This window comes from Nocardia sp. NPDC003269 (genome assembly GCF_042888005.1).
In the GTDB taxonomy this organism is placed as follows: domain Bacteria; phylum Actinomycetota; class Actinomycetes; order Mycobacteriales; family Mycobacteriaceae; genus Nocardia.
Genome location: NZ_JBIAPA010000003.1, coordinates 659,364 through 678,858 on the forward strand (window position 1 = coordinate 659,364; position 19,495 = coordinate 678,858).

General features: G+C 70.4%; 20 protein-coding genes. 12 read left to right on the top strand and 8 right to left on the bottom strand.

Going from position 1 to position 19,495, the window contains the following annotated elements; translation table 11 throughout:
- Nucleotides 1-100 precede the first annotated feature (100 nt).
- Nucleotides 101-445, bottom strand: coding sequence for a DoxX family protein (locus ACFYWJ_RS22970; protein WP_355271886.1), 345 nt, complete (start codon nucleotides 443-445; stop codon nucleotides 101-103).
- 80 nt (nucleotides 446-525) lie between these two features.
- Between ACFYWJ_RS22970 and ACFYWJ_RS22975 the strand changes: the two genes are divergently transcribed.
- On the top strand, nucleotides 526-1,398 hold the full coding sequence (locus ACFYWJ_RS22975) for a sigma-70 family RNA polymerase sigma factor (protein WP_355271884.1): 873 nt from the start codon (nucleotides 526-528) through the stop codon (nucleotides 1,396-1,398).
- Nucleotides 1,399-1,506: 108 nt separating this feature from the next.
- On the opposite strand, the gene ACFYWJ_RS22980 is transcribed toward ACFYWJ_RS22975, so the two are convergent.
- A complete protein-coding gene (locus ACFYWJ_RS22980; RefSeq protein ID WP_355271882.1) occupies nucleotides 1,507-1,983 on the bottom strand; it encodes an HAD-IIIC family phosphatase in 477 nt (158 codons plus the stop codon).
- A 207-nt stretch (nucleotides 1,984-2,190) separates the two neighbouring features.
- Here ACFYWJ_RS22980 and ACFYWJ_RS22985 point away from each other — a divergent pair, with 207 nt between their 5' ends.
- Nucleotides 2,191-3,414: a CdaR family transcriptional regulator gene (locus ACFYWJ_RS22985; RefSeq protein ID WP_218720043.1), complete on the top strand. Its 1,224-nt coding sequence runs from the start codon at nucleotides 2,191-2,193 to the stop codon at nucleotides 3,412-3,414.
- Between the two features lie 59 nt (nucleotides 3,415-3,473).
- On the opposite strand, the gene ACFYWJ_RS22990 is transcribed toward ACFYWJ_RS22985, so the two are convergent.
- The 3 genes from ACFYWJ_RS22990 to ACFYWJ_RS23000 all read right to left on the bottom strand — a co-directional run bounded on the left by ACFYWJ_RS22990 (nucleotide 3,474) and on the right by ACFYWJ_RS23000 (nucleotide 7,812).
- The gene (locus ACFYWJ_RS22990; protein WP_355271880.1) at nucleotides 3,474-4,661 is read right to left on the bottom strand and encodes an alpha/beta fold hydrolase; all 1,188 of its coding nucleotides are present in this window, start codon (nucleotides 4,659-4,661) and stop codon (nucleotides 3,474-3,476) included.
- 318 nt (nucleotides 4,662-4,979) lie between these two features.
- On the bottom strand, nucleotides 4,980-6,347 hold the full coding sequence (locus tag ACFYWJ_RS22995; protein ID WP_355271878.1) for a lipase family protein: 1,368 nt from the start codon (nucleotides 6,345-6,347) through the stop codon (nucleotides 4,980-4,982).
- Between the two features lie 235 nt (nucleotides 6,348-6,582).
- Nucleotides 6,583-7,812, bottom strand: a complete 1,230-nt coding sequence (locus ACFYWJ_RS23000) for a lipase family protein (RefSeq protein WP_355271876.1) — start codon at nucleotides 7,810-7,812, stop codon at nucleotides 6,583-6,585.
- A gap of 280 nt (nucleotides 7,813-8,092) precedes the next feature.
- Between ACFYWJ_RS23000 and ACFYWJ_RS23005 the strand changes: the two genes are divergently transcribed.
- From ACFYWJ_RS23005 to ACFYWJ_RS23020, 4 genes are all read left to right on the top strand, one after another.
- A complete protein-coding gene (locus tag ACFYWJ_RS23005) occupies nucleotides 8,093-8,344 on the top strand; it encodes a hypothetical protein (RefSeq protein WP_355271875.1) in 252 nt (83 codons plus the stop codon).
- Nucleotides 8,345-8,433: 89 nt separating this feature from the next.
- Nucleotides 8,434-8,928 carry a DUF2599 domain-containing protein gene (locus tag ACFYWJ_RS23010; protein WP_355271874.1) on the top strand — a complete coding sequence of 165 codons (495 nt, stop codon included), beginning with the start codon at nucleotides 8,434-8,436 and terminating at the stop codon, nucleotides 8,926-8,928.
- 32 nt (nucleotides 8,929-8,960) lie between these two features.
- Complete coding sequence (locus ACFYWJ_RS23015) at nucleotides 8,961-9,617, top strand: SDR family oxidoreductase (protein WP_355271872.1); 657 nt, start codon at nucleotides 8,961-8,963, stop codon at nucleotides 9,615-9,617.
- 349 nt (nucleotides 9,618-9,966) lie between these two features.
- Nucleotides 9,967-10,221, top strand: coding sequence for a hypothetical protein (locus ACFYWJ_RS23020; protein ID WP_218720037.1), 255 nt, complete (start codon nucleotides 9,967-9,969; stop codon nucleotides 10,219-10,221).
- Here the strand turns inward: ACFYWJ_RS23020 and ACFYWJ_RS23025 are convergent.
- Together ACFYWJ_RS23025 and ACFYWJ_RS23030 are read right to left on the bottom strand one after the other, a co-directional pair.
- A complete protein-coding gene (locus ACFYWJ_RS23025) occupies nucleotides 10,215-11,159 on the bottom strand; it encodes a helix-turn-helix transcriptional regulator (protein ID WP_355271870.1) in 945 nt (314 codons plus the stop codon). The genes ACFYWJ_RS23020 and ACFYWJ_RS23025 overlap by 7 nt on opposite strands.
- A gap of 18 nt (nucleotides 11,160-11,177) precedes the next feature.
- A complete protein-coding gene (locus tag ACFYWJ_RS23030; protein ID WP_218720531.1) occupies nucleotides 11,178-11,402 on the bottom strand; it encodes a DUF397 domain-containing protein in 225 nt (74 codons plus the stop codon).
- Nucleotides 11,403-11,765: 363 nt separating this feature from the next.
- Here ACFYWJ_RS23030 and ACFYWJ_RS23035 point away from each other — a divergent pair, with 363 nt between their 5' ends.
- The 6 genes from ACFYWJ_RS23035 (at nucleotide 11,766) to ACFYWJ_RS23060 (ending at nucleotide 17,869) form a co-directional block, all read left to right on the top strand.
- Nucleotides 11,766-11,999 carry a hypothetical protein gene (locus tag ACFYWJ_RS23035; protein ID WP_355271868.1) on the top strand — a complete coding sequence of 78 codons (234 nt, stop codon included), beginning with the start codon at nucleotides 11,766-11,768 and terminating at the stop codon, nucleotides 11,997-11,999.
- A gap of 89 nt (nucleotides 12,000-12,088) precedes the next feature.
- A complete protein-coding gene (locus ACFYWJ_RS23040) occupies nucleotides 12,089-12,523 on the top strand; it encodes a CBS domain-containing protein (RefSeq protein ID WP_355271866.1) in 435 nt (144 codons plus the stop codon).
- A 73-nt stretch (nucleotides 12,524-12,596) separates the two neighbouring features.
- Nucleotides 12,597-13,874, top strand: coding sequence for an aminotransferase class V-fold PLP-dependent enzyme (locus ACFYWJ_RS23045; protein ID WP_355271865.1), 1,278 nt, complete (start codon nucleotides 12,597-12,599; stop codon nucleotides 13,872-13,874).
- A 31-nt stretch (nucleotides 13,875-13,905) separates the two neighbouring features.
- Complete coding sequence (locus tag ACFYWJ_RS23050; RefSeq protein WP_355271863.1) at nucleotides 13,906-15,156, top strand: heavy-metal-associated domain-containing protein; 1,251 nt, start codon at nucleotides 13,906-13,908, stop codon at nucleotides 15,154-15,156.
- Complete coding sequence (locus tag ACFYWJ_RS23055; protein ID WP_355271861.1) at nucleotides 15,153-16,550, top strand: alanine racemase; 1,398 nt, start codon at nucleotides 15,153-15,155, stop codon at nucleotides 16,548-16,550. Before ACFYWJ_RS23050 ends, ACFYWJ_RS23055 begins: the two co-directional genes overlap by 4 nt.
- Nucleotides 16,550-17,869, top strand: coding sequence for a pyridoxal-phosphate dependent enzyme (locus tag ACFYWJ_RS23060; protein WP_355271859.1), 1,320 nt, complete (start codon nucleotides 16,550-16,552; stop codon nucleotides 17,867-17,869). The genes ACFYWJ_RS23055 and ACFYWJ_RS23060 overlap by 1 nt, the downstream gene beginning before the upstream one ends.
- On the opposite strand, the gene ACFYWJ_RS23065 is transcribed toward ACFYWJ_RS23060, so the two are convergent.
- Nucleotides 17,870-19,357, bottom strand: coding sequence for a condensation domain-containing protein (locus ACFYWJ_RS23065; protein WP_355271858.1), 1,488 nt, complete (start codon nucleotides 19,355-19,357; stop codon nucleotides 17,870-17,872).
- Nucleotides 19,358-19,495 lie beyond the last annotated feature (138 nt).

Consider the following 19,495-nt stretch of genomic DNA (forward strand, 5'->3'; position numbering starts at 1 on the left):
GCCCGGGCGTTGTTCAGGGGTGCGCGGGGGGCGTATTTCAGCGGGGCGGCGCCCGCCCCCGCGGGGGGGGCGCGCCCGGCGGGGCGCCCCACCACCGGCTTCAGGCGAGAGCCAGCGCCAGCGAGCCCGCGGCCAGCAGCAGGTACGGCAGCGGATAGCCGAGGTCGGTGTAGGCGCGGGCGCGCAGGACGGTCAGTTCGGCGCAGAGGAAATACAGCACCAGCCCGGCCGCCGCGGCGATCGCCAGCGGCCGCGAGGCCAGCCCGGCCAGCAAGGCCAGCCCACCGACCGCCTTGATCGCCGCCAGCGGGGTCAGCGTCCACGGTGCGACGCCGTAGCGGCGCATGTTCTCGCGGACCCAGTCGGCGCGGACGACATCGACCGCGGCGGCGATCAGTGCGGCCAGGGCGGCGAGCACGGTGACGATGACGAAGCTCGTGTGCATGAGTGGGTTCCTCCGGTCTACGGTGAGCGACGGCGACCGCCGTCGATCCGATGACGAACGGGCCGGCCGAAAGGTGACCGATGCACGCGGATGCGCTCGCGCTCGCCTTCGAACAACGCCGTGACCGGCTGCGCGGCGTCGCCTACCGGATGCTGGGCACCGCCGCCGAGGCCGAGGACGCGGTACAGGAGGCGTGGCTGCGGCTGGACCGCGTCGCCGTGACCGAGATCGGCAATCTCGACGGCTGGCTGACCACCGTCGTCTCCCGGATCTGCCTGGATCAGCTGCGCGTGCGGGCCCAGCGCGCGGAGACCGCCGAGCCTGCCGTCGACGCGCCCGCCGTCGGTCCCGGGGCCGACCCCGAGGACGACGCACTGCTGGCCGACGCGGTCGGGCGCGCGCTGCTCGTCGTCCTCGACGTGCTCGGACCGGAGGAACGCGTCGCGTTCGTGCTGCACGACCTGTTCGCCGTGCCCTTCGCCGACCTCGCCCCGATTCTCGGGCGGACACCGGCGACGACCAAGAAGCTGGCCAGCCGGGCCAGGCAGCGCGTCCACGCGCCGGCCCGGATCGGCCCGGCGGAACTCACGGCGCAGCGGGCCGTGGTGACCGCGTTCCTGAAGGCGGCGCGCGAGGGTGACCTCGACGAACTCCTCGCCGTGCTGGCGCCCGATGTGGTGCGCTCGGCCGATCCGGCGGCACTGCCACCCGGCATGGCCGCCCTGGTGCGTGGCGCGGCCGCGGTCGCCGAGGGCACGGTCGTGCTGCGGCAGCGCTCGCGCGAGGCGGTCGTGGTGCTCGTCGACGGTCGGCCCGGACTCGTCGTGGTGCGGGCGGGCCGGGCGCTGTTCGTGGTCACCTTCACGGTCCGCGACGCGCGGATCGCCGCCTACGACGTGGTCGCCGACCCGGCCCGACTGGCCGGTCTCACCGTGTCGCTGCTGCCGGAATAGTCCTGATCCACTGCCCCGCGCCCGATTTCGGCACACAGTGCACGATTGCACGCCGTGCGGAGTCGCATGGCGTGCGAGATCGCAGCGCGCGCAAGCGGACTCGGGTCGTCAGAGCGCCGGGACGCGCGCGAAGCCCAGCGGCGGGGTCGGAACCGGGCCCGAGCGCAGGTCGTGCCGGAAATCCGGCAGCAGCGGCAGCATGTCCACATTGCGCGCGGCATAGCAGCGCACCATCGGCAGCGCCCGCGATACCTCGGCGCGTTCCACCGGCTCGGCGTCGACGAACGCCATTCCCTCCAGCCCGAGGCCGAGGGTGTCGGCGACCCGCACGATCGAAGCCGACTTGCGGCCCCAGCCCACCTCGACCGCCGAGAACATCTCGTAGAGGCCGTGCCGGTAGAGCGTACGCAGGGTACGGGAACGATCACCACGTGCCGCGACGGCATGCAGCACTCCGCGCTCGCTCAGCTTGGTGAGCGTACGCAGTGCCTGCGGGCGCAGCGTGGTGCTGGTCGAGTCGTGGACCACGCCGTCCCACAGGGTTTCGTCCAGTTCCCAGACCAGACAACGGACGGCAGGTCGCATGGTGCCCCTATCGGTTCGTTCCGGCGCGGAGAACTCTACAACCACTCATAGCGATGGACCAGACTTGTGACCGCTCACCAAGCAGGCAAGCAAGCATGGGTCCGCGACCCATAACCTGACGTTCCATTCCGGCATCGCCGCGGGTTGGCTAGGGTGAAGTCGCTGGACAGCGGGGGCAGAGCCGCAAGATGGGCGAAGGGAACACAGATGTCCGTTGAGAATCCACCCCGGCAATCGCTGACCATCTCCGGTCAGCCGATGTCGTCGCCGCTGAAGGACGTGCGCGCCCTGTCACGGCAGATGGTCGGCCACTTCGTCGCCAATGTCGTCCCCTGCGGCACCCTGCCCGGCGACGCGATCACCGGCGACGTCACCACCATCACGCGAATCTGCCTGGAATTCGCCGTCAGCATGCTCGACGGCCGCGACATCCCCAACAAGCTCCAGCGCCTGCAGGACGCGGCCAGCGGCTGGGCCCGCGAGGGCGTGCCGATCGACACCATCCACCACTCGATCGCCGAGGGTTTCAAGATCGGCCTCGACCTGGTGGTCGCCAACGCGTCGGTGAAGGACTACGACAACCTGGTCGACGGCGTGAAGATGGTGATGGAGATGCTCGACACCATCACCGCCCAGGTGTCGCTGGCCTACGTGCGGGAGCTGCGCGGCGTGGTCAGCGAGCACCACACCGCCGTGCACACGCTCACCTCGGCGCTGCTCGGCGGTCACAGCACCTCGACGATGGCCCGCGAGTGCGGAATCGCGATCGCCGAGACGTACGCCGTTCTGGCCCTCGCGATCCCACCGCATCGGGAAGAGGCCAACCCGGCCCTCGACGCGCAGGTCGTCGCGCGGCGCAAACTGCGCCGGGTGCAGGCCGAACTGGCCAAGCGGTGCGGCGATTCGGCGCTGTCGCTGCTCAGCGTCGACGGTGGCACGGTGCTCATCCCGGCGGGCACCTTCGATCGCGACGGTCTGGCCGCCCTCGTCGCCCAGCTCTCCCAGGCGGCGCAGGTCGGCATCACCGCGGCGTTGGTCGAGACCAGCACGACCGGCGTCCCCGACGCCGCCGACCAGGCCCACGAGCTGCTCGACATGGTCCAGCGGCTCGAGGTCACCTCGGGGCTGTACCGCTTCGACGAGCTGGCCCTCGAATACCAGCTGACCCGCCCCGGCCCCGGCCGGGAGTTCCTCGGTTCGCTGCTCGACCCGCTGGACCAGTACCCCGAGCTGCTGGAGACCCTGCAGCGCCACATCGCCAACAATCTCAATCGCCAGCGCACCGCGCGGGTGCTGCATGTGCACACCAACACCGTCGACTACCGCCTCAAGCGGATCGGCCAGCTCACCGGTTTCGACCCGACCCAGCCGTCGGGCCTGTGGTACCTGCGCTCGGCCCTCGTGGCCCGCAGCTACCGCTCGGCAGCCTGACCGACCCCGGAAACGCCGAAGGCGCTGTCCGCGATCGCGGACAGCGCCTTCGTGTCGTCTCACAGGGAGCCACCACCCCCGACCAGCCAGGGGTTGAACTCGCAGACCAGGTTCGGGCTGCTCGCGGGATCGAGGGCCCGCAGCGCGATCGACAGCGCCCGCGGCGAGTACATCATCGTCAGATGGTCGGAGACGTCCTGCTCACAGCCCTCCTGCAGGGTGATGTTGGTGACGGTGGCGCCCGGCCCCGGCTTCAGGAACGTCAGGTCGTAGGGGTTGGTGATCTCGTCGTAGCGGGTGCCGACGACGGTGTAGTCGACCCCGGCGACGGTGTCACCGTTGGCGTTGAGCTGGTTGACGAAGTCCGAGCCGATCGTCTGCTGGATACCGGCGTGCCCGACGAAGATCTCGATCAGGCCCAGGATGTCGATGCCGGCGTTGTTGATCATGCGGCCCAGGGCGCCGATGCCGTCCAGGCTGGTGCCGTGGTGGGTGGCACCGTAGGTGACCAGGTTCTTCACCTTGGCCGCGCCGCCGTCGAACTTGGTGTACCAGTTGGCCAGGGCACCGCCCTGGGAGTGGGCGATGATGTCGACCTCGCCGGCGCCGGTGGCCGCGAGCACGCGATCGACGAAGGTGGCGACCTGCTTGGACGAGTCCTGGATGTAGCCGGTGCCCATGACGCCGGGCAGCAGCGATCCGAGACCGCCGCCTTCGACCAGGCCGGAGCGGCCGTAGTTGAAGGTGAAGGTGCAGTAGCCGGCGTCCTTGATCGGCTGACCCATGTAGGCGTAGCCGTTGTAGGCGTTCATCCAGGTGCCGTGCAGCAGCACCACCGGACGCGGATGTTCGGCGGTGGGCTTGCAGTTCCAATCATTGGCCCCGGGCGGCGCGGCGTCCCCGTTGCCGAGTCCGTAGGCGAACGCGGCCAGCCAGGATGTCTGCGCCGGGCCGTAACCGATGGTGTCGGTGGACTTTCCACCGGAGGAGCCCGAACTGGACCCGGAACCGCCGTAGCAGTTGCCCGAACCGTTCCCGGACCCGGCGCCGCTGCCGGAGGTGCAGGCCGAACCGCTACCGGGCCCGGCCACTTCGCGGCCTGCGGTGATGATGTCGGCGAGGGCCTGCTCGGAGGGCGCCGGGTCGGGGGACGCCGCCGCCCCCGGACCCGTGAGCGCGACGGCGAGCGCGCCGACGCCGGTGAGCACCGCCGTCTGTAGCGTCCGTCTGCGACTGGGAGATTTCATCGTTGGCGTATCTTCCTGTGCGATTCGAGAAACACGAATGGCTTTTTGTCGAAACCGCCACGAACATAAGGCCCGAAAATCCCGGCCTTTCCGCCGTTTACGGGTTTCTGGACAGGTCACCACCGGTTGTCGAAAACCCCCATGAGGGGGCACAGGAATTCTTCGGCTACCCGGACCGTGAGCGGCCCGGGTCACCCTCTGGCGCGATTCACCAGCACCGACCGGCTGTCATCGCACCCCACCCGGGTATTCCCCGGGCCCGCTGAACGTTCACAGCATTTCCCGCGAAAAACGCAGAGGGTTCCCAGTTCCGCCGAGTCAGCATTCCGTGCGAGCGGCTACACCCTGCAATCGCTCGTCGAGCCAGAGCATCGCCTCCGGATATCCGGTGACCGCGCCGATCACATGCTCACCGAAGACACTCCGGTACACCGCGTTCGCGCCAAGTGCGCACTGTTCGTTGTACAGATTGCGGGCGCCCGCGGCGGGGATCCAGAACTCCTGCTCCCCGTTGTAGATGTAGAGCGGTGTGGCCGAGCGCATTCCGGCCATGCGGGTGATCTCGTAGATCCTCTCCGCCAGGTCCGACCGCAGGGGGTCGGGGATGTTCGCGCCGACATCGATGGGCAGGTGCAGGATGCCGGGAACGGCGAACACGCTGACGCACTGGTCCTTCATCACCGAGGTGGCGACCCAGCGCGCGAGGTTGTTCATCGCGGCCAGGATCTCGGGGCGCTCCCGGCCGATCGCGAAGGTGGCCGCCATGAAGATTCCGGAGGCGAGGTTGGCGTTCATGCTGCGCGAGAGGATCTCGAAATCGGCGGGCACGCCCCCCAGTGCCGCGCCGACGATCACGTCCGCGAGTTCCGGTGCGTAGGAACCGATCAGCTTGGCCGCGCCGTGGGTGGCGATGGCGCCGCCCGAGTAGCCGGTCATCGCGAATCGGCTCGCGCCGAACACCGCCGGGTCGACGCCGCGCACCGCCCGGATCCCGTCGAGCACCGCGTGCCCGGCGACATACGGTTCCGCGTAGGCCATCCACGGGCCCTCGTGATCGGGGACCAGGACCGCGTACCCGCGCAGGGCCGCCAATTGGGTGGTCGGCGGGAAGAACTCGGTCATGCTGGAGTGCAGGTTGAGGCCGTGCGAGAGCGTGTAGCCCGGCGTGCACTCACGACCCAGCGCATCGATCGGCAGGTTGTTGACCAGGACCGGCCGGTCACCGGGGCCGGTCCAGTCGGTGGCGGGCACGAGCAGCGTCGCGGTGGCGAAGGACGGGCGGCCCTGCGAATCGTCGGTCCGGTACTTGAGCAGGGTGGCCGACCGCAGCGGCACCAGCGTCAACGGGCCCGCGGTGGCGAGGATGTCGCGGGTCGCGATGATGTCGCCCGGCGCGAGATCGGCCAGCCCGTCGGGCCAGTGGTCGAACATGGCGTCACCGACCGCCGCGGGCAGGACCGCCGCTCGCAGCGCGGCGAGTTCGGCCTCCGGGTCGGTGGCCGCCCCGCCCGAGGGCTGGATCGGTGACGGCAGCACCTGATCGATCCAGCGTTGCAGATCGGGCAGGAAGCCCGGCGTACCCGGGTGCGGCACCGGGAATTCCGGGGTGGGTTCGGCGGCGGCGGTGCCGACGGCGAACGAACAGAGCAGCAGGATCGAGCAGAACAGCACACGGACAGATCGCATGGCACACACGCCTTCGGGTGGCAACTCGGAATCGTCGCTGACGTGCGGCGATGCGGTGCTTCGTCTCCCGCCGAACCTCCCCGAACGCGCCCTCGTCAGTCCACTGACGGTACGCCGGAACCCCCCGGCCGGATCGGCGTCGTGCCCGAGTCGTGACGCAATGCGGCTCGATCGCAACAACAATCGGCCCGGATCCGTGTCGGGGTGTGCGGATCCGGGCCGATCGCCACCGGGCTCAGCAGGTGCTGGGCGCCGGTTCCCCCTGCAGCCGCGCGTCGAGCCATCTCAGCGCGGAAGGCAGTCCGAGCACAGCTGCGGTCAGGTGGTCCGGGGTGGGCGTCGATTCGGTGACCACCGGGGTGCCCGCCGCGCACCAGCGGTGCGTGGTGGTGGTGATCGCGTCGACCGGGATCAGGCCGTCGATGGGCGAATGCCATTCGAAGACAGGCATCCTCGGCGTGCCGGGGTAGAGCTCGAGACTGTTCTCCTCCACCACGGCGCGGGCGTCCGGGTCGTCGACCATCGAGGTCGTGGCGGCGAAATCGAGGATGCCTCGGCCCGCGCCCGCGCCGAGGATGTCGTTGGTGCACGCGTCGGCGATCGCGGCGCGGGCGGCCAGGCCGCGCGCGTTCATCTGCTCGCTGATCGGAAACCGTTGCGGATACTCCCGTTCCAGGCCGATGCCGGCCGCCAGCGCCAGACCGAACACCGGGTGCGAGCCGAAGCCGAGACCCTCGAGCATCGACACCAGGTTCATCGGAACCCCGCCCATCGCGGCGCCCGCGATCTCGACGTCGGGCGCGTAGCTGGGCTGCAATGCCGCTGCCCAGGCCGTCGCCATCCCGCCGCCGGAGTAGCCCGCCATCGCGACCCGGCTCCCCGCGACCTGGAGTTCGTCGACCTTGCGGATCGCCCTGATCCCGTCGAGGGTCACCTGACCGCCCAATCTGGCCGCGCCGTAGGCGAAATCGGGACCGAGGTGGTCGGGTAGCGCCATCGTCCAGCCGCGCCGCAGGGCGAGGTTCCAGAAGACCGCTTCGCGCACCATGAGATTCGGGTCGTTCGTGTAGAGCACCTTGGAGACCGAGCAGCGCACGCCGAGGCCGTTGATGATGTGCTGGTAGGACAGCACCGGTTCGTCCCGGCGGTGGCCCGCCGGCTGCAGCACCGTCGTGGTCGCCGCGATCGGTTCACCCGCGGAGTTGGTCGAGCGGAACTTCACCAGGGTGATCCTGGTGTCGGGGAACATCGCCAGCGGCGGCATCGGCCGCACGGCCAGCACGTCGCCCGGCTGCGCCGCCGACAGGTCGGCGGGCTTGGCGTAGAAGGGGTCGGGATCGGCGCTCGGGTAGAGCGGTGCGCTGTGCGCGGGGGCCACGCCGACCACGGCCAGCACCAGCGCCACCCCCACCGCCGACACCGCGCGGCGTGGCCGAGCCCGTCGTGCCGTGGCTGCCCAGATCATCCGGCGCTCCTCCCGTGTCGCTGCCGTCGAGACCGATACTTGCCGGTAGCGTGGCTCGTCGGTACCCCTTCGGACCTAGATCGGCGGAGCTCACAACCGGCGCGAATGCGGGTTGTGACCGGATTCAAGTCGACGGCGATTCTTGTCGGCCACCGCCCCGCCGCGGCACCGGAGGGCTGTGAGATCTCCAGTGAATTCCAGAACATGTTCCACTCGACGGCCCGGGCCCTACCGTCGAGTAGGAAGGCGCCCACCAGCGCCGGGGTAGAAGGAGCACGCCATGATTCCCATCGACGAGAACATCGCCGCCACCGCCCATCGCGCCGACCGCACCGAGATACCGACCCGGCGGATCACGGTCTACTTCGACGGCGCGACCCCGCAAGACGCGCTGGTGCTGGAGTACGCGGCGACCCCCGCCGAGGCGTGGGAGTTCACCACCGCGGCGGTGCACGCCGGCCTGCTGGTGACCGTCGACGGGCAGGTCGGGCCCGAGCTGCGCCGGCTCCCCTGCCGATCGCTGTGGCACTGAGCCCGACGGCGCCGCCGCGCCCGCCGCACTAGGCTGGGCCGGGCGGCCGCGTCCCGGCCGCGCGCCAGGACGACAAGGAGGGGCGTCGCGTGATTCGGTGGCAGTTCCCGGCCACACTCGCCGCCGTCGCGGTACTCGGCCTCACCGCCTGTGCCACGACCGCCGCCGACGAGCCGGCCACGGCCACACCGTCGACAACAACGACGCCGCCCCGCTCGACCAGCAAGCCGCCGGTCACCCTCGCACCGCCGACGCCGACGGTCGACCCGTATGCCGGGCTGCCGTTGATCGACCATGTCACCTGGACCGACACCGTCGACGGCGCCCGCCTGCTCGTCGTGCCGACCGTCGCGGGCCGACGCACCGCCGCGCCGGGCACCGATGAACTCGCCTGGCAGGAGGTCCTGGCCCTGGACGCCGACGCCGACGCGCCGGGGATGCGGGACCAGTTCGTCTGCCACTGGGTGTGGGCGAGGATGGTGGCGCCCGACAAGCCGAGCTGGAATCTCGAACCGTGGCGGCCCGCCGTCGGCTATTCGGCCACGGTGTCGGCGAACTGCAATCCCGGTGGCCCGGAGCGCTGAGGGCCGTCGATCCGTTCGAAAGGAGCACTCGCATGCGCATCGTCGTCGCCGGTGGACACAGCAAGATCGCCCTGCTGCTGGCATCGTCGCTCACCCGCCGCGGTGATCAGGTCCACGCGCTCATCCGCCGCCCCGATCAGGCCGCCGACATCGCCGCGACCGGCGGCGTCCCGGTCATCTTCGACATGGAGCGCGACACTCCCGCCGACCTCGCCGCCGCGGTCGCCGGCTCGGACGCGGTGGTCTTCGCCGCGGGCGCGGGCCCCGGCAGCGGCGTCGAGCGCAAGTACACCGTCGACCTCGGCGGCTCGGTGCAGCTCGCCGACGCCGCCGAGCGGACCGGCGTCCGGCGCTTCGTGCAGATCTCCACCATGGGCGCGGGCGCGCCACCGGCCCCGGGGACCGACGAGGTCTGGGCCGCCTATATCGATGCCAAGACCCGCGCGGAGGACGACCTGCGCTCCCGCGCGCTGGACTGGACGATCCTGCGGCCGGGCATGCTCACCGACGACGCAGGCAACGGTCTGGTCACGCTCGGATCGCCGCCGATCGGGCGCGGTCCGATTCCTCGCGCCGACGTCGCCGCGACGCTCGCGTCGATCTTGGTCGCGGACAACACTTTTCGGCACACGCTGGAAGTGGTTTCCGGTCCGGAGCCGATTGCGTCGGCCGTGTCGGCAATTCGATAGCCGAAAATTAACTATCCCAACAGTATTCGGCCGGGGAGCCGATTTCCGGTGACCGGCGGCACCCTTTTCGCCACCCCGCGGAACAGGCCAGCCGCCGGTCACGGCGTTATCCACCCACCGCCCGCCGTGAACACGGTGGCGTCACCCCGGATTCGCCGCTCAGAAGCCGGGAAAAGCGCTGCATCGAGACGGAATCGATCGTGCAGATGTGCTTGCATTTGAAACTTGCCCCGTCCTAAACTCAGGGCCGCAACACAATTCAGGGGATAGTCAGGGGAGGCCGCGAGCGGCACACCTGGGGCTAGGTTTGCCTTGGGTTTGCCACTGCCTAAACACAGGGGCGTTCACCATGAACAACACCAACGGCCGTTTCGGCCTCGCTGATCGCGCAGCGACGACCCACCCCGTCACCGCAGGGTGCTCCAGGGAAACAGCGGTCGCCTATGTCATCGACGCGGTGGAATCCACCGGCGCGGCGACACGCAACGATTTCGATATCGACCGGATCGTGACCACCGCGCACGAATTGGCCGACGACTGGGATCTGCAGACGCTGACCCCCGACACCTTCTGGCGGATCGCCGCGGGCTGCATCCGCTACTGAATCACCGACCCGGACCGGGCGCCGTCCTCGGCGCCCGGTAGCGGTGTCTCGCCTCCGGCCCGCTCGGCGTAGTCGAGCAGGATCTCGCGCGAGCGATCCGGTCGCGCGGCCTGGACGCTGAGCTGGTCCATCACCGACAGGTACAGCGCCAGGTCCTGCCTGCGCTCGAGGTACAGCGCGCTGGTGAGCTGCTCGAGGTAGACGATGTCGGGCAGTTCGGGCTCGGCGAAGCGCAGAATACTGAAGGAACTGCCCGCGGCGGCGTGCCCGCCGGCCGAGTACGGCAGCACCTGCACGGTCACGTTCGGCATCGTCGACAGCTGGGCCAGGTAGCGCAGCTGCGCGCGATGCACCTCGCGCCCACCGATCGGGCGGTGCAGCACGGCCTCGTCGATCACCGCCCACACCACCGGCGGGTCCACCCGGCGCAGCACGTCCTGGCGGAGCTGGCGGACCTGCACCCGGCGCTCGGTATCGGCGTCGTCGAACCCGAGGGTCACGATCGCCCGCGTGTACTCCGGGGTCTGCAGCAGACCGGGCACCAGCTGGGCCTCGTAGGTGCGGATCTGGCTGGCCGCCTGCTCGAGCCCGAGGTAGGTACTGAACCACGAGGGCAGCAGATCGCTGTAGCGATGCCACCAGCCGGGTTCACTTGCCTGCCGGGCCAGTTCGAAGAAGGACTCACGCTCGCGGGTGTCGTGGACACCGTAGAGCGTGAGCAGGTCCCTGATATCGCGTTCCTTGAATCCGGTGCGTCCCAGTTCGAGCCGGCTGATCTTGGCGTGTGAGCCACGGATCGCGTCACCAGCCGCTTCGCGGGTGATGCCTTTGCTCTCGCGCAGTTTGCGCAACTGACCACCGAGGGCGATGCGCAGCACGGTGGGGCCGCGATCGACAACGGGTTGCACGCGACCGATCTCGTCGGGTTCAGCCGTCATGGCTGCCGATATTACCGATCACCGGGTCAAGTAGTCGAACTCTCCGGCCTTCGCGCCGCGGATGAAAGCGTCGATCTCGGGCCGGGTGTAGAAGATCACCGAGCCGTGCGGGTCGCGCGAGTTGCGTACGGCGACCGAACCGTCCGTCGCTTCGGCCACCTCGACACAGTTGCCGCTGGGGTTGCTGAAGGTGCTCTTGCGCCAGTCGCCGACGCCGGGGCGTTCCCGCTGATCATGGTGCATACCGGACACGTCACACTCCTCGTTCTCGATTGATGCCATCAGTACGAAAGTTGCAGATGCACGTACAAACGTTCTTGCATCTGCACGTCGCGATCGGGACATTAACACGGTTCACATGCGGTCGCACCGGTCGGTACTTACCCGACGACACGACCTGGGCGGCCGCTCGATCGGTGACGTCCAGTCCCCTGAATTCGCAAGCGCCACAACCCGATCAGATGCCCGACACGTCCGAATTGACAGTGCAGATGTTCTTGCATCTGCAAACAACACCCCCGTAGACTCAGCCCTCAAGATCACCGGAAGGGACGTCGGCAGCACCAGCCGGACGGGCCCTCCGCTGCCGGATGCGAGGGGACTCGGATGAGTACGCCGTTTCGAACACCCCGCAGGGTCTCGGCCGGAACCGCCGGCCTGGAGGTCCCGCGATACCTCGGCACGGCAGGCGCGGCCACCGGATCGTGTAGCGACGAGCCGCTCGGGCTCACCTACCGGCAGGCACGCGAAATGCTGCGTCAGCACGACGTGCACGGACCGCAGTGCAGGCAGTGGCTGGCCGCCGCGGCCTATCTCTCCGCGGGCCTGGACGACGAATAGCCGGTTGTAACGTCTTCGTGCTGGTCACAGCCGTGTCACCCGGGGCATCCTGGAGATGAAGAATCGGGCTCGACACGGGTGAGCGGCATATGCGTATAGCGGAGATCCTGCGCAACAAAGGCACGACGGTGACCACGGTGCCGCCGCAGACCACGGTGCGTGTCCTGCTCACCGTGCTGGCCGAGCACAATATCGGCGCGGTGGTGGTCTCCCCCGACGGCGCGGCCATCAGCGGGATCGTCTCCGAGCGCGACGTGGTCCGCCACCTCGCCCGGCTCGACGCCGCCGTGCTCGACCGGCCGGTCGCCGAGATCATGACCGACCGGGTCCGTACCTGCGGGCCCGAGGATCACGTCTCCTCGTTGCGCGAGATCATGACCGAGCATCGCGTCCGGCACATGCCCGTGGTCGAGGCGGGCCGGCTGGTCGGCATCGTCAGCATCGGCGACGTGGTGAAGAGCGAGATCACCGAACTGGCTGCCGAACGCGGACACCTGGTCGACTACCTGCAGGGCCGGTACTGAGCCTGGGCCCGAAAAGCGTTGCCCGCGAGAATTCTTCGTCGGCCGTACCAGAAAAGTGCGTATCGTTGATCTGGTGCACCCCCTCCGGCCCGAGCTGACCGCCGTTCCGGCGCTGCGGCACGCGCCGACCCCGGTGCCCGCCACGATCCGTGACCGCTTCCCCGCGCTGGCCGATCCGGCCGTGGTGTATCTCGACAGCGCCGCGACCACCCAGAAGCCGGACACCGTGATCGCCGCCGTCACCGGCTATCACGCCGAGCACACGGCCAATGCCGGGCGCGGCACCTACAGCTGGGCGACGTCGCTGTCCGCGCGGATCGCCGCCGTCCGGTCCAGGGCCGCCGCGTTCGTCGGGGCGGCCCATCCCGACGAGATCGTGTTCACCGCCGGCGCGACCGCGGCGCTCGGCGCCGTCGCCCACAGCTGGGGGCTGGCCGTCCTCGACGACGGTGACGAGATCCTCTACAACCCCGCCGATCACGCGTCCAACGTGCTGCCCTGGCATCACCTGCGCGACACCCTGGCCCGGTTCGGGCGCCGGATCGTGCTGCGCCCCTACCGCAGCACCGCGGCGGGCGAGGCCGACATCGACGACATCGCCGCCCAGGTGGGTCCGCGCACCCGGCTGATCACCACCAGTCATCTGCACCATGTCTACGGCGGGCTGACCACGCTCGAGGAACTGCGCGGCCGGATCGATCCGGAGATCCTGCTGTGCTTCGACTGCTCGCAGAGCGGCGGGCACCTGCCGGTCGACGTGCTCGACCTCGGCGCCGACTTCGCGGTGTTCGCCGGGCACAAGATGTTCGGCGCGCCCGGGATCGGCCTGCTGTACTGCCGGCGGCGGGTGCACGACCGGCTGCGGCCGTTCCTGCCCGGTGGCCATTCCGGGGTGCGGGTCGGCGACACCGGGCTGATCACCACCGGGATGCCGGAAATGCTCGAGGGCGGCACCTACAACATTCCCGGAATACTTTCCCTCGCACCGGCTTTCGACCTGCTCGACGAGCTGGATCCGATCGCGATCGCCGCGCACAACCGGGAGCTCACGCTGCGGCTGATCGACGGGTTGCGGCCGCTGCCCGGCCTGGAGTTCCTGCCGGGGCCCGCCTACGCGGGGTGCGCGGTGGGGTACGGGATCGTCTCGTTCACCCTCGACGGGATCAGCGCCACCGATCTCGGTTTCGTGCTGGCCGACGCCGGTTTCCTGGTCCGCACCGGGGCGCACTGCGTGCCGGGCACCGAGCCCGGCGCGGATTCGGTGCGGGTGAGCACCCACCTCTACAACACCCTGGACGAGATCGATCGTTTCGTCGCCTGCGTGGCCGGCCTCGCCGGGCACGGGCGCTGACCATTTCCTGTCCCGAGCCGAGGAGGAACCCATGGGCACGCACCCCACGCAGCACTACGATCGGCGGGCCGCGTCCCGGGTACTGGCCGAGCTGGCCGCACCGGGACTGTTCGTGGCCGCCGAGCCGCCGTCACCGACCCGGATCACTGTGCGCGCCACCGCGTTACGCCCCGAGCCCGGCAGCGCGCTGACCCAGTCGCAGCGGATGTATCTGGAGCGGTTCATGCGGCCGTGCCGCCCCGACCAGGTCACCAGCGCGACCCATCGCATCACCTGGACCGACAGCGCGGGCGTGCCCAACACCGGCTATTTCCACACCGGGGGCGCCGGTCCCGAGCTGGCCGTGGTCGCCAGGGAGACGGTGCTGACGCTGTGGCGGGAGCTGGCCGCCTCGGGTCTGGTGGCGCGCGCGGCGACACTGCCCGCACCCGATCTCGCGGTGCTGGCGGGCACGACCACCGATCACGATCCGCACGAGATCTTCCGCGTCGGGGTGGAGGCCACCGGACGCGCGCTGACCCAGCACGGACTCGTGGCGGCCGACACCCCCTATCGCGAGATCGTCGACTTCGCCAGGGGGCTGCGCGATTCCGGCATCTTCGCCGCCGTCGCGACGCGCTGGTTCTGGGAGCTGCAGGCCTCCACCTTCCGGCGCGGGATGATCCCGGTGCGCCTGGTCGCCCAGCCGGACGGGAGCGTGCGCTACACGGCCGACTCGATCGCGGTGCTGCGTGCCATGAAGGACGCCACCATCGCCGACGCGCACACGGTGATGCGCCGGGCGGTCACCGAGGAGGGCCTCGACACCGAGGCGGCGGTGGCCAAGTACCACGACGAGCTGGATCTCGTCTCCCGGCAATACGCGCTGCTGCCCGCGGGCGCGCGGCCCGCCTGCCTCGCGGCGGCACCGCAGGCGGTCGGTGGGGCGGCGGTGCATGTGCTGGCCACCGTGGTCGACCGGTTCGTCGAGACCTTCGCCGCGCTGGCGGCCACGGTGGTGGTCGCCGAGGACACCGCCGAGCACGTCCCCGACGGTGCGCTGGGCGACGACGGCGTGTTCTACGTGCCCGACATGAGCTGCAAACACTGCGTCCGCACGATCACCGCGCTGCTCGAATCGATGGACATCCCGGTGGCCGAGGTCGATCTGGAGTCCAAGCGGGTGAGCGCGCGGATCCGCAGTCCACGACATCGGTTCCGGGTGTTCGAGGCGCTGCGCGACGGCGGCTACAACCCGGTCGACGACGTGCCGGCGCAGGCGCCGGGCGCGGCGGTGGGATGACGCCGCCCGCCGTTCCCGCCGCGCTCCCCCCGCTGGTCGCCGAGTTCCTGGCCGATCGGACCGCCGTGCGGGCCGCGCTGGACCGCTACGGTTCGCCGCTGCACCTGCTGTTCCCCCAGGTCTTCGCGGCGAACCTGGCCGGGCTGCGCGGGGCGCTCGACGCGGGGGCCAGCCGGTACCGGATCTGCTACGCGCACAAGGTGAACCGTTCGGCCGCCTTCGCGCGGACCGCGGCGGACGCGGGGATCTCCGTCGATGTCGCGTCGGCGCGGGAGCTGGCGGCCGCCTTGGCCGCCGGGTTCCCGGCCGACCGGGTCGAGGCGACCGGTCCCAAGGGCGTGGCCATGGTGCGCGCGGCGCTCGCTGCGGGCGTGACGGTCAATGTCGACAATCTGTGGGAGCTGTCGACGCTGGCCGACCTGGCGCGGACGACAGTTCCTGTCCTGCTGCGCATCTCGGGCTTCCCCGGGAGCGCACCGAGCCGCTTCGGCATCGATCTCACGGCCGTGGACGCCGCGTTCGACGTGCTCACCCGGCACCGCGATCGGTTGCGGCTGCGGGGTTTCGCGTTCCACCTCGACACCGCCGCCACCGCGGAACGCGTGCGGGCGGTCGCCGCGTGCCTGGATCTGGTCGAGCGCGCCTACGGCCACGATCTGACGCCGACCGTGCTCGATATCGGCGGTGGATTGCGTCAGGTGTTCACCGCCGACGCCGCGGGCTACGACGCCTACGATCATGCCTTGCGCGCGGGCCTGCTCGGCCGGGGCGAGGCGCTGCACTGGGGCAGTGCCTCCTTCGGCTATCACGTGTCCGGCGGTGCGATCCACGGCGGACCGGTGTTTCACAAGTACGCCAATACCGAGTCGGCCGCCGATATCCTCGCCGACCTGCTCGCGACGCCGCTGCCCGGACACGGCGGTCGCGGGCTCGGACAGGTCCTCGCCGACAATCTGCTCGAGCTGTGGCTCGAACCCGGCAAGGCACTGGTCGATCAGGCCGGAATCACCCTGGCCAGTGTCGAATTCGTGAAGCAGGCGGGTAACGGCGCGACCCTGGTGCATCTGGACCTGAGCCGCGACACGGTCACCGCCGCCGATCAGGAGGTGCTCATCGACCCCGTGGTGCTCGCCGAACCCGCGCTCGCCGACCCCGGCGGGGTGTTCTTCGCCGGGCAGCTGTGTCTGGAGCGGGATCTGGTCACCCAGCGGAAGGTGCGGGTGGCCGGAGTGCCCGCGCCGGGTGATCCCGTGCTGTTCGCCAATACCGGCGCCTATCACATGGATCTGTCCGCCGCGCAGGCCAGCATGCATCCGGAGGTGGCGAAAGTCGCTGTGCTGCACGGTGACAGCGGCTTCACGCTGTGCCACGACGCGGACTTCCGGGTGCCGTGATGGTCTACACCCACATCACCGAGCTCATCGGCAACACTCCCCTGCTGCGCCTAGACCCGGCGGTGCACGGGCTGGCCGGGGTCGAGCTGTACGCGAAACTGGAGTCGCACAATCCGTTCGGCTCGGTCAAGGACCGGGTCGCCTGGGCGATGATCCGCGCCGACGTGGACCGCATCGCCGCCGACGGGCAGTCGTTCATCGAGGCCTCCAGCGGCAACACGGCCAAGGCACTGCGGGTCCTCGGCGCGCTGCACGGCATCCCGCTGCGGGCGGTGACCAACCGGATCAGGGTGGGCGAGGTCAGGCAGCTGCTGCAACTGCTCGGCACCGAGATCGTGGAGCTGCCGGGCCTGTCCGAATGCCCGGATCCGCACGCGGCCGACGATGTCTCGGCGGTGATCGCGCAGACCACCGGCCAGGCCCCCGAGCGGTGGTTCCACCCGTCGCAGTACACCAACGAGCGCAATATCGACGCCCATCACGACGGCACCGGCACCGAGATCGCCGCCGACCTCGCCGCGGCGGGCATCGCGCATCTCGACTACCTCATCGGCGGGCTCGGCACCACTGGCTCCACCCGCGGCACCGCGACCGCGCTGCTCGCCCATCATCCGGGGTTGCGCACCATCGGGGTGGTCTCGGACCGGTTCGACTTCATTCCCGGTATCCGCTCCGAACGCGAGATGTGGGATGTCGGGTTGTTCCGGCCCGACTTCTACGACGACATCGTCACCGTCGATTCGGCCGCCGCCATCGATGCCACCCTCGCGCTGATCCAGGGCTACGGGGTGCTCGCCGGGCCGACCAGTGGCGCGGGCTACGCGGCGGCTCTGCGCGCGCTGGCCGCGGCGCCGCGCCCGGACGATCGGCCGCTGGTCGCGGTCCTCATCGTGTGCGACCGGCTCGAGCCGTACCTGTCCTATATCGCCAAGCGCAGGCCGGATCTGTTCGGGAAGACGGCGGGCCCGGCCGCGCCCGGTCCCGACGACACCGCCGCCGCGCCCACGCTCACCCCGGCGGCGCTGGCCGAGCTGGACCGCACCGGCAGGCCGACCGTCGTCGACACCCGCGGCGCGATGGCCTATCGGGTCGGGCACGTGCCCGGCGCGCTCAATATCCGCGACGATCAGCTCGACGAGATGCTCGCCCAGGGCATGCCGTTCCCGCGCTCCCGGCCGGTCGTGTTCGTGTGCCCGGTCGGCGAGACCTCATTGCGCTTCGCCGCCCTGGCCCACCGCGCGGGCTACGACGCCTACAGCCTGGCCGGTGGCATCGTCGCCTGGCGCGACGCGGGTCATCCGCTCGAACGCGGCGGCTGATCAGACCAGCACCCGCGCCGCCCGGCGGACGCCGGCGAGGGACCGGCGGGTGCCCGTGGCCGCGAGCAGCGCGCCGAGCGGGCCACGATAGCCGTCGGCGAGGAGCCCGACGACGGCCCGGAACCGGGCGACGAACCGGTCGGCGGTCTCCTCGTCGAACCGGGCGACCGGGTACAGGAACGAGCCGTCGATACCGGCCGGGGCGCCGACCGGATCGTAGTGATCGGTCAGCCCGAACTCGAGATCGTGCTTGGCCCTGATCACGCCGGTCGGCAGCTCGGTGATCGAGAGACCGTGGGCTGGAGCGGGTTCGGTGGCGGTGCGCGGCGCCTCGGCCCGCTGCAGGATCAATGTCGCCTGGAACAGCGGCAGCGCCGCGTCCTGGAGCAGGCAGCGCTTGAGCCGGGGATTGGGCGTGTCCGGGTGAGCGTAGGCGGCGAGCGCGACCCGGCGCACCTGGTCGACGAGCTCGTCGACGTCGCCGGCCCGGTCCAGCCGCACCCGCATGAGCACGTCGTCGGAGAAGTTGCCGACCAGGTCGTCGAGCAGCCGGTGATCACGCCCGGAGACCGCGGTGGCCACGGTGACGTCGGCGCTGCGGGCGAACGCGCCGACCGACACCGCGAACGCGGCCTGCAGGACCATGAACAGGCTCGCCCGCCGGTCCTGGGCGACGCGCAGCAGACCGGCATGGGTGCGCGCGTCGAACGAGATCGGCAGCAGCGCACCGGCGACCGGGTCGACCGGTGGCGACTGGGGTTCGCGCGCGGGCAGATCCAGCAGGGCCGGCCGGCCGGCCAGCGCGTTGGCCCAGTAGCGCAGCTGATGGGTCGCGCGGCTCCACTCGTCGGTGAACTCACCGAGCTGGGCGTGCTTCCACAGGGTGTAGTCGGTGTAGCTGACCGGCAGCGGCGACCACTCGGGCGCGGTACCGCCGCGGCAGGCGAGATACGCGGTGACCAGGTCCCGGATCAGCGGGCCCAGCGAGCGGCCGTCGACCGAGATGTGGTGCACGACCAGGGCCAGCACGACGTCGTCGGGACCGACGACGAACACCCGCGCCCGCACCGGCGGCTCGCGGGTGAGATCGAAGGCCCGCGCCGACAGCGCGGCGACGGCCGCCGGGAGTTCCGCCTCGGGGACGGCGCATTCGGCGATGTCGAGGTGCAGATCCGCCGGGTCGACGACCTGCTGGGCCGGGCCGTACTCGGTCACCGGATAGATCGTGCGCAGCGGTTCGTGCCGGGCGACAAGGCATTCCAGCGCCGACCGCAGCGCGGCCCGGTCCACGTCGGCACCGCGCAGCCGCAGCGCCCGCGCGACATTCCAGTCCGCGGAGCGGCCGAGCCGGGCGGCGTGCCACATGCGCTCCTGGGCGGGCGCCAGCGGCACATACGCCGGACGCGGCTGCGGCCCGAGCAGGACGACCGGCGGTACCGGCGGCCGGAAACACACCGCCGCCGACCCGTCCCGCGGCGCCGTCAGCACGCCGCGACCGTCCTCGTGGCCCCCCGACCTGATTCCCCGACCGGGGTCGAACACTCGCGACAACCTCCACGCACGTACCAACAGATTCGGAACGCTAACGAGCGGATGTGAACTAACAGTTACCGGATTGTGACCACG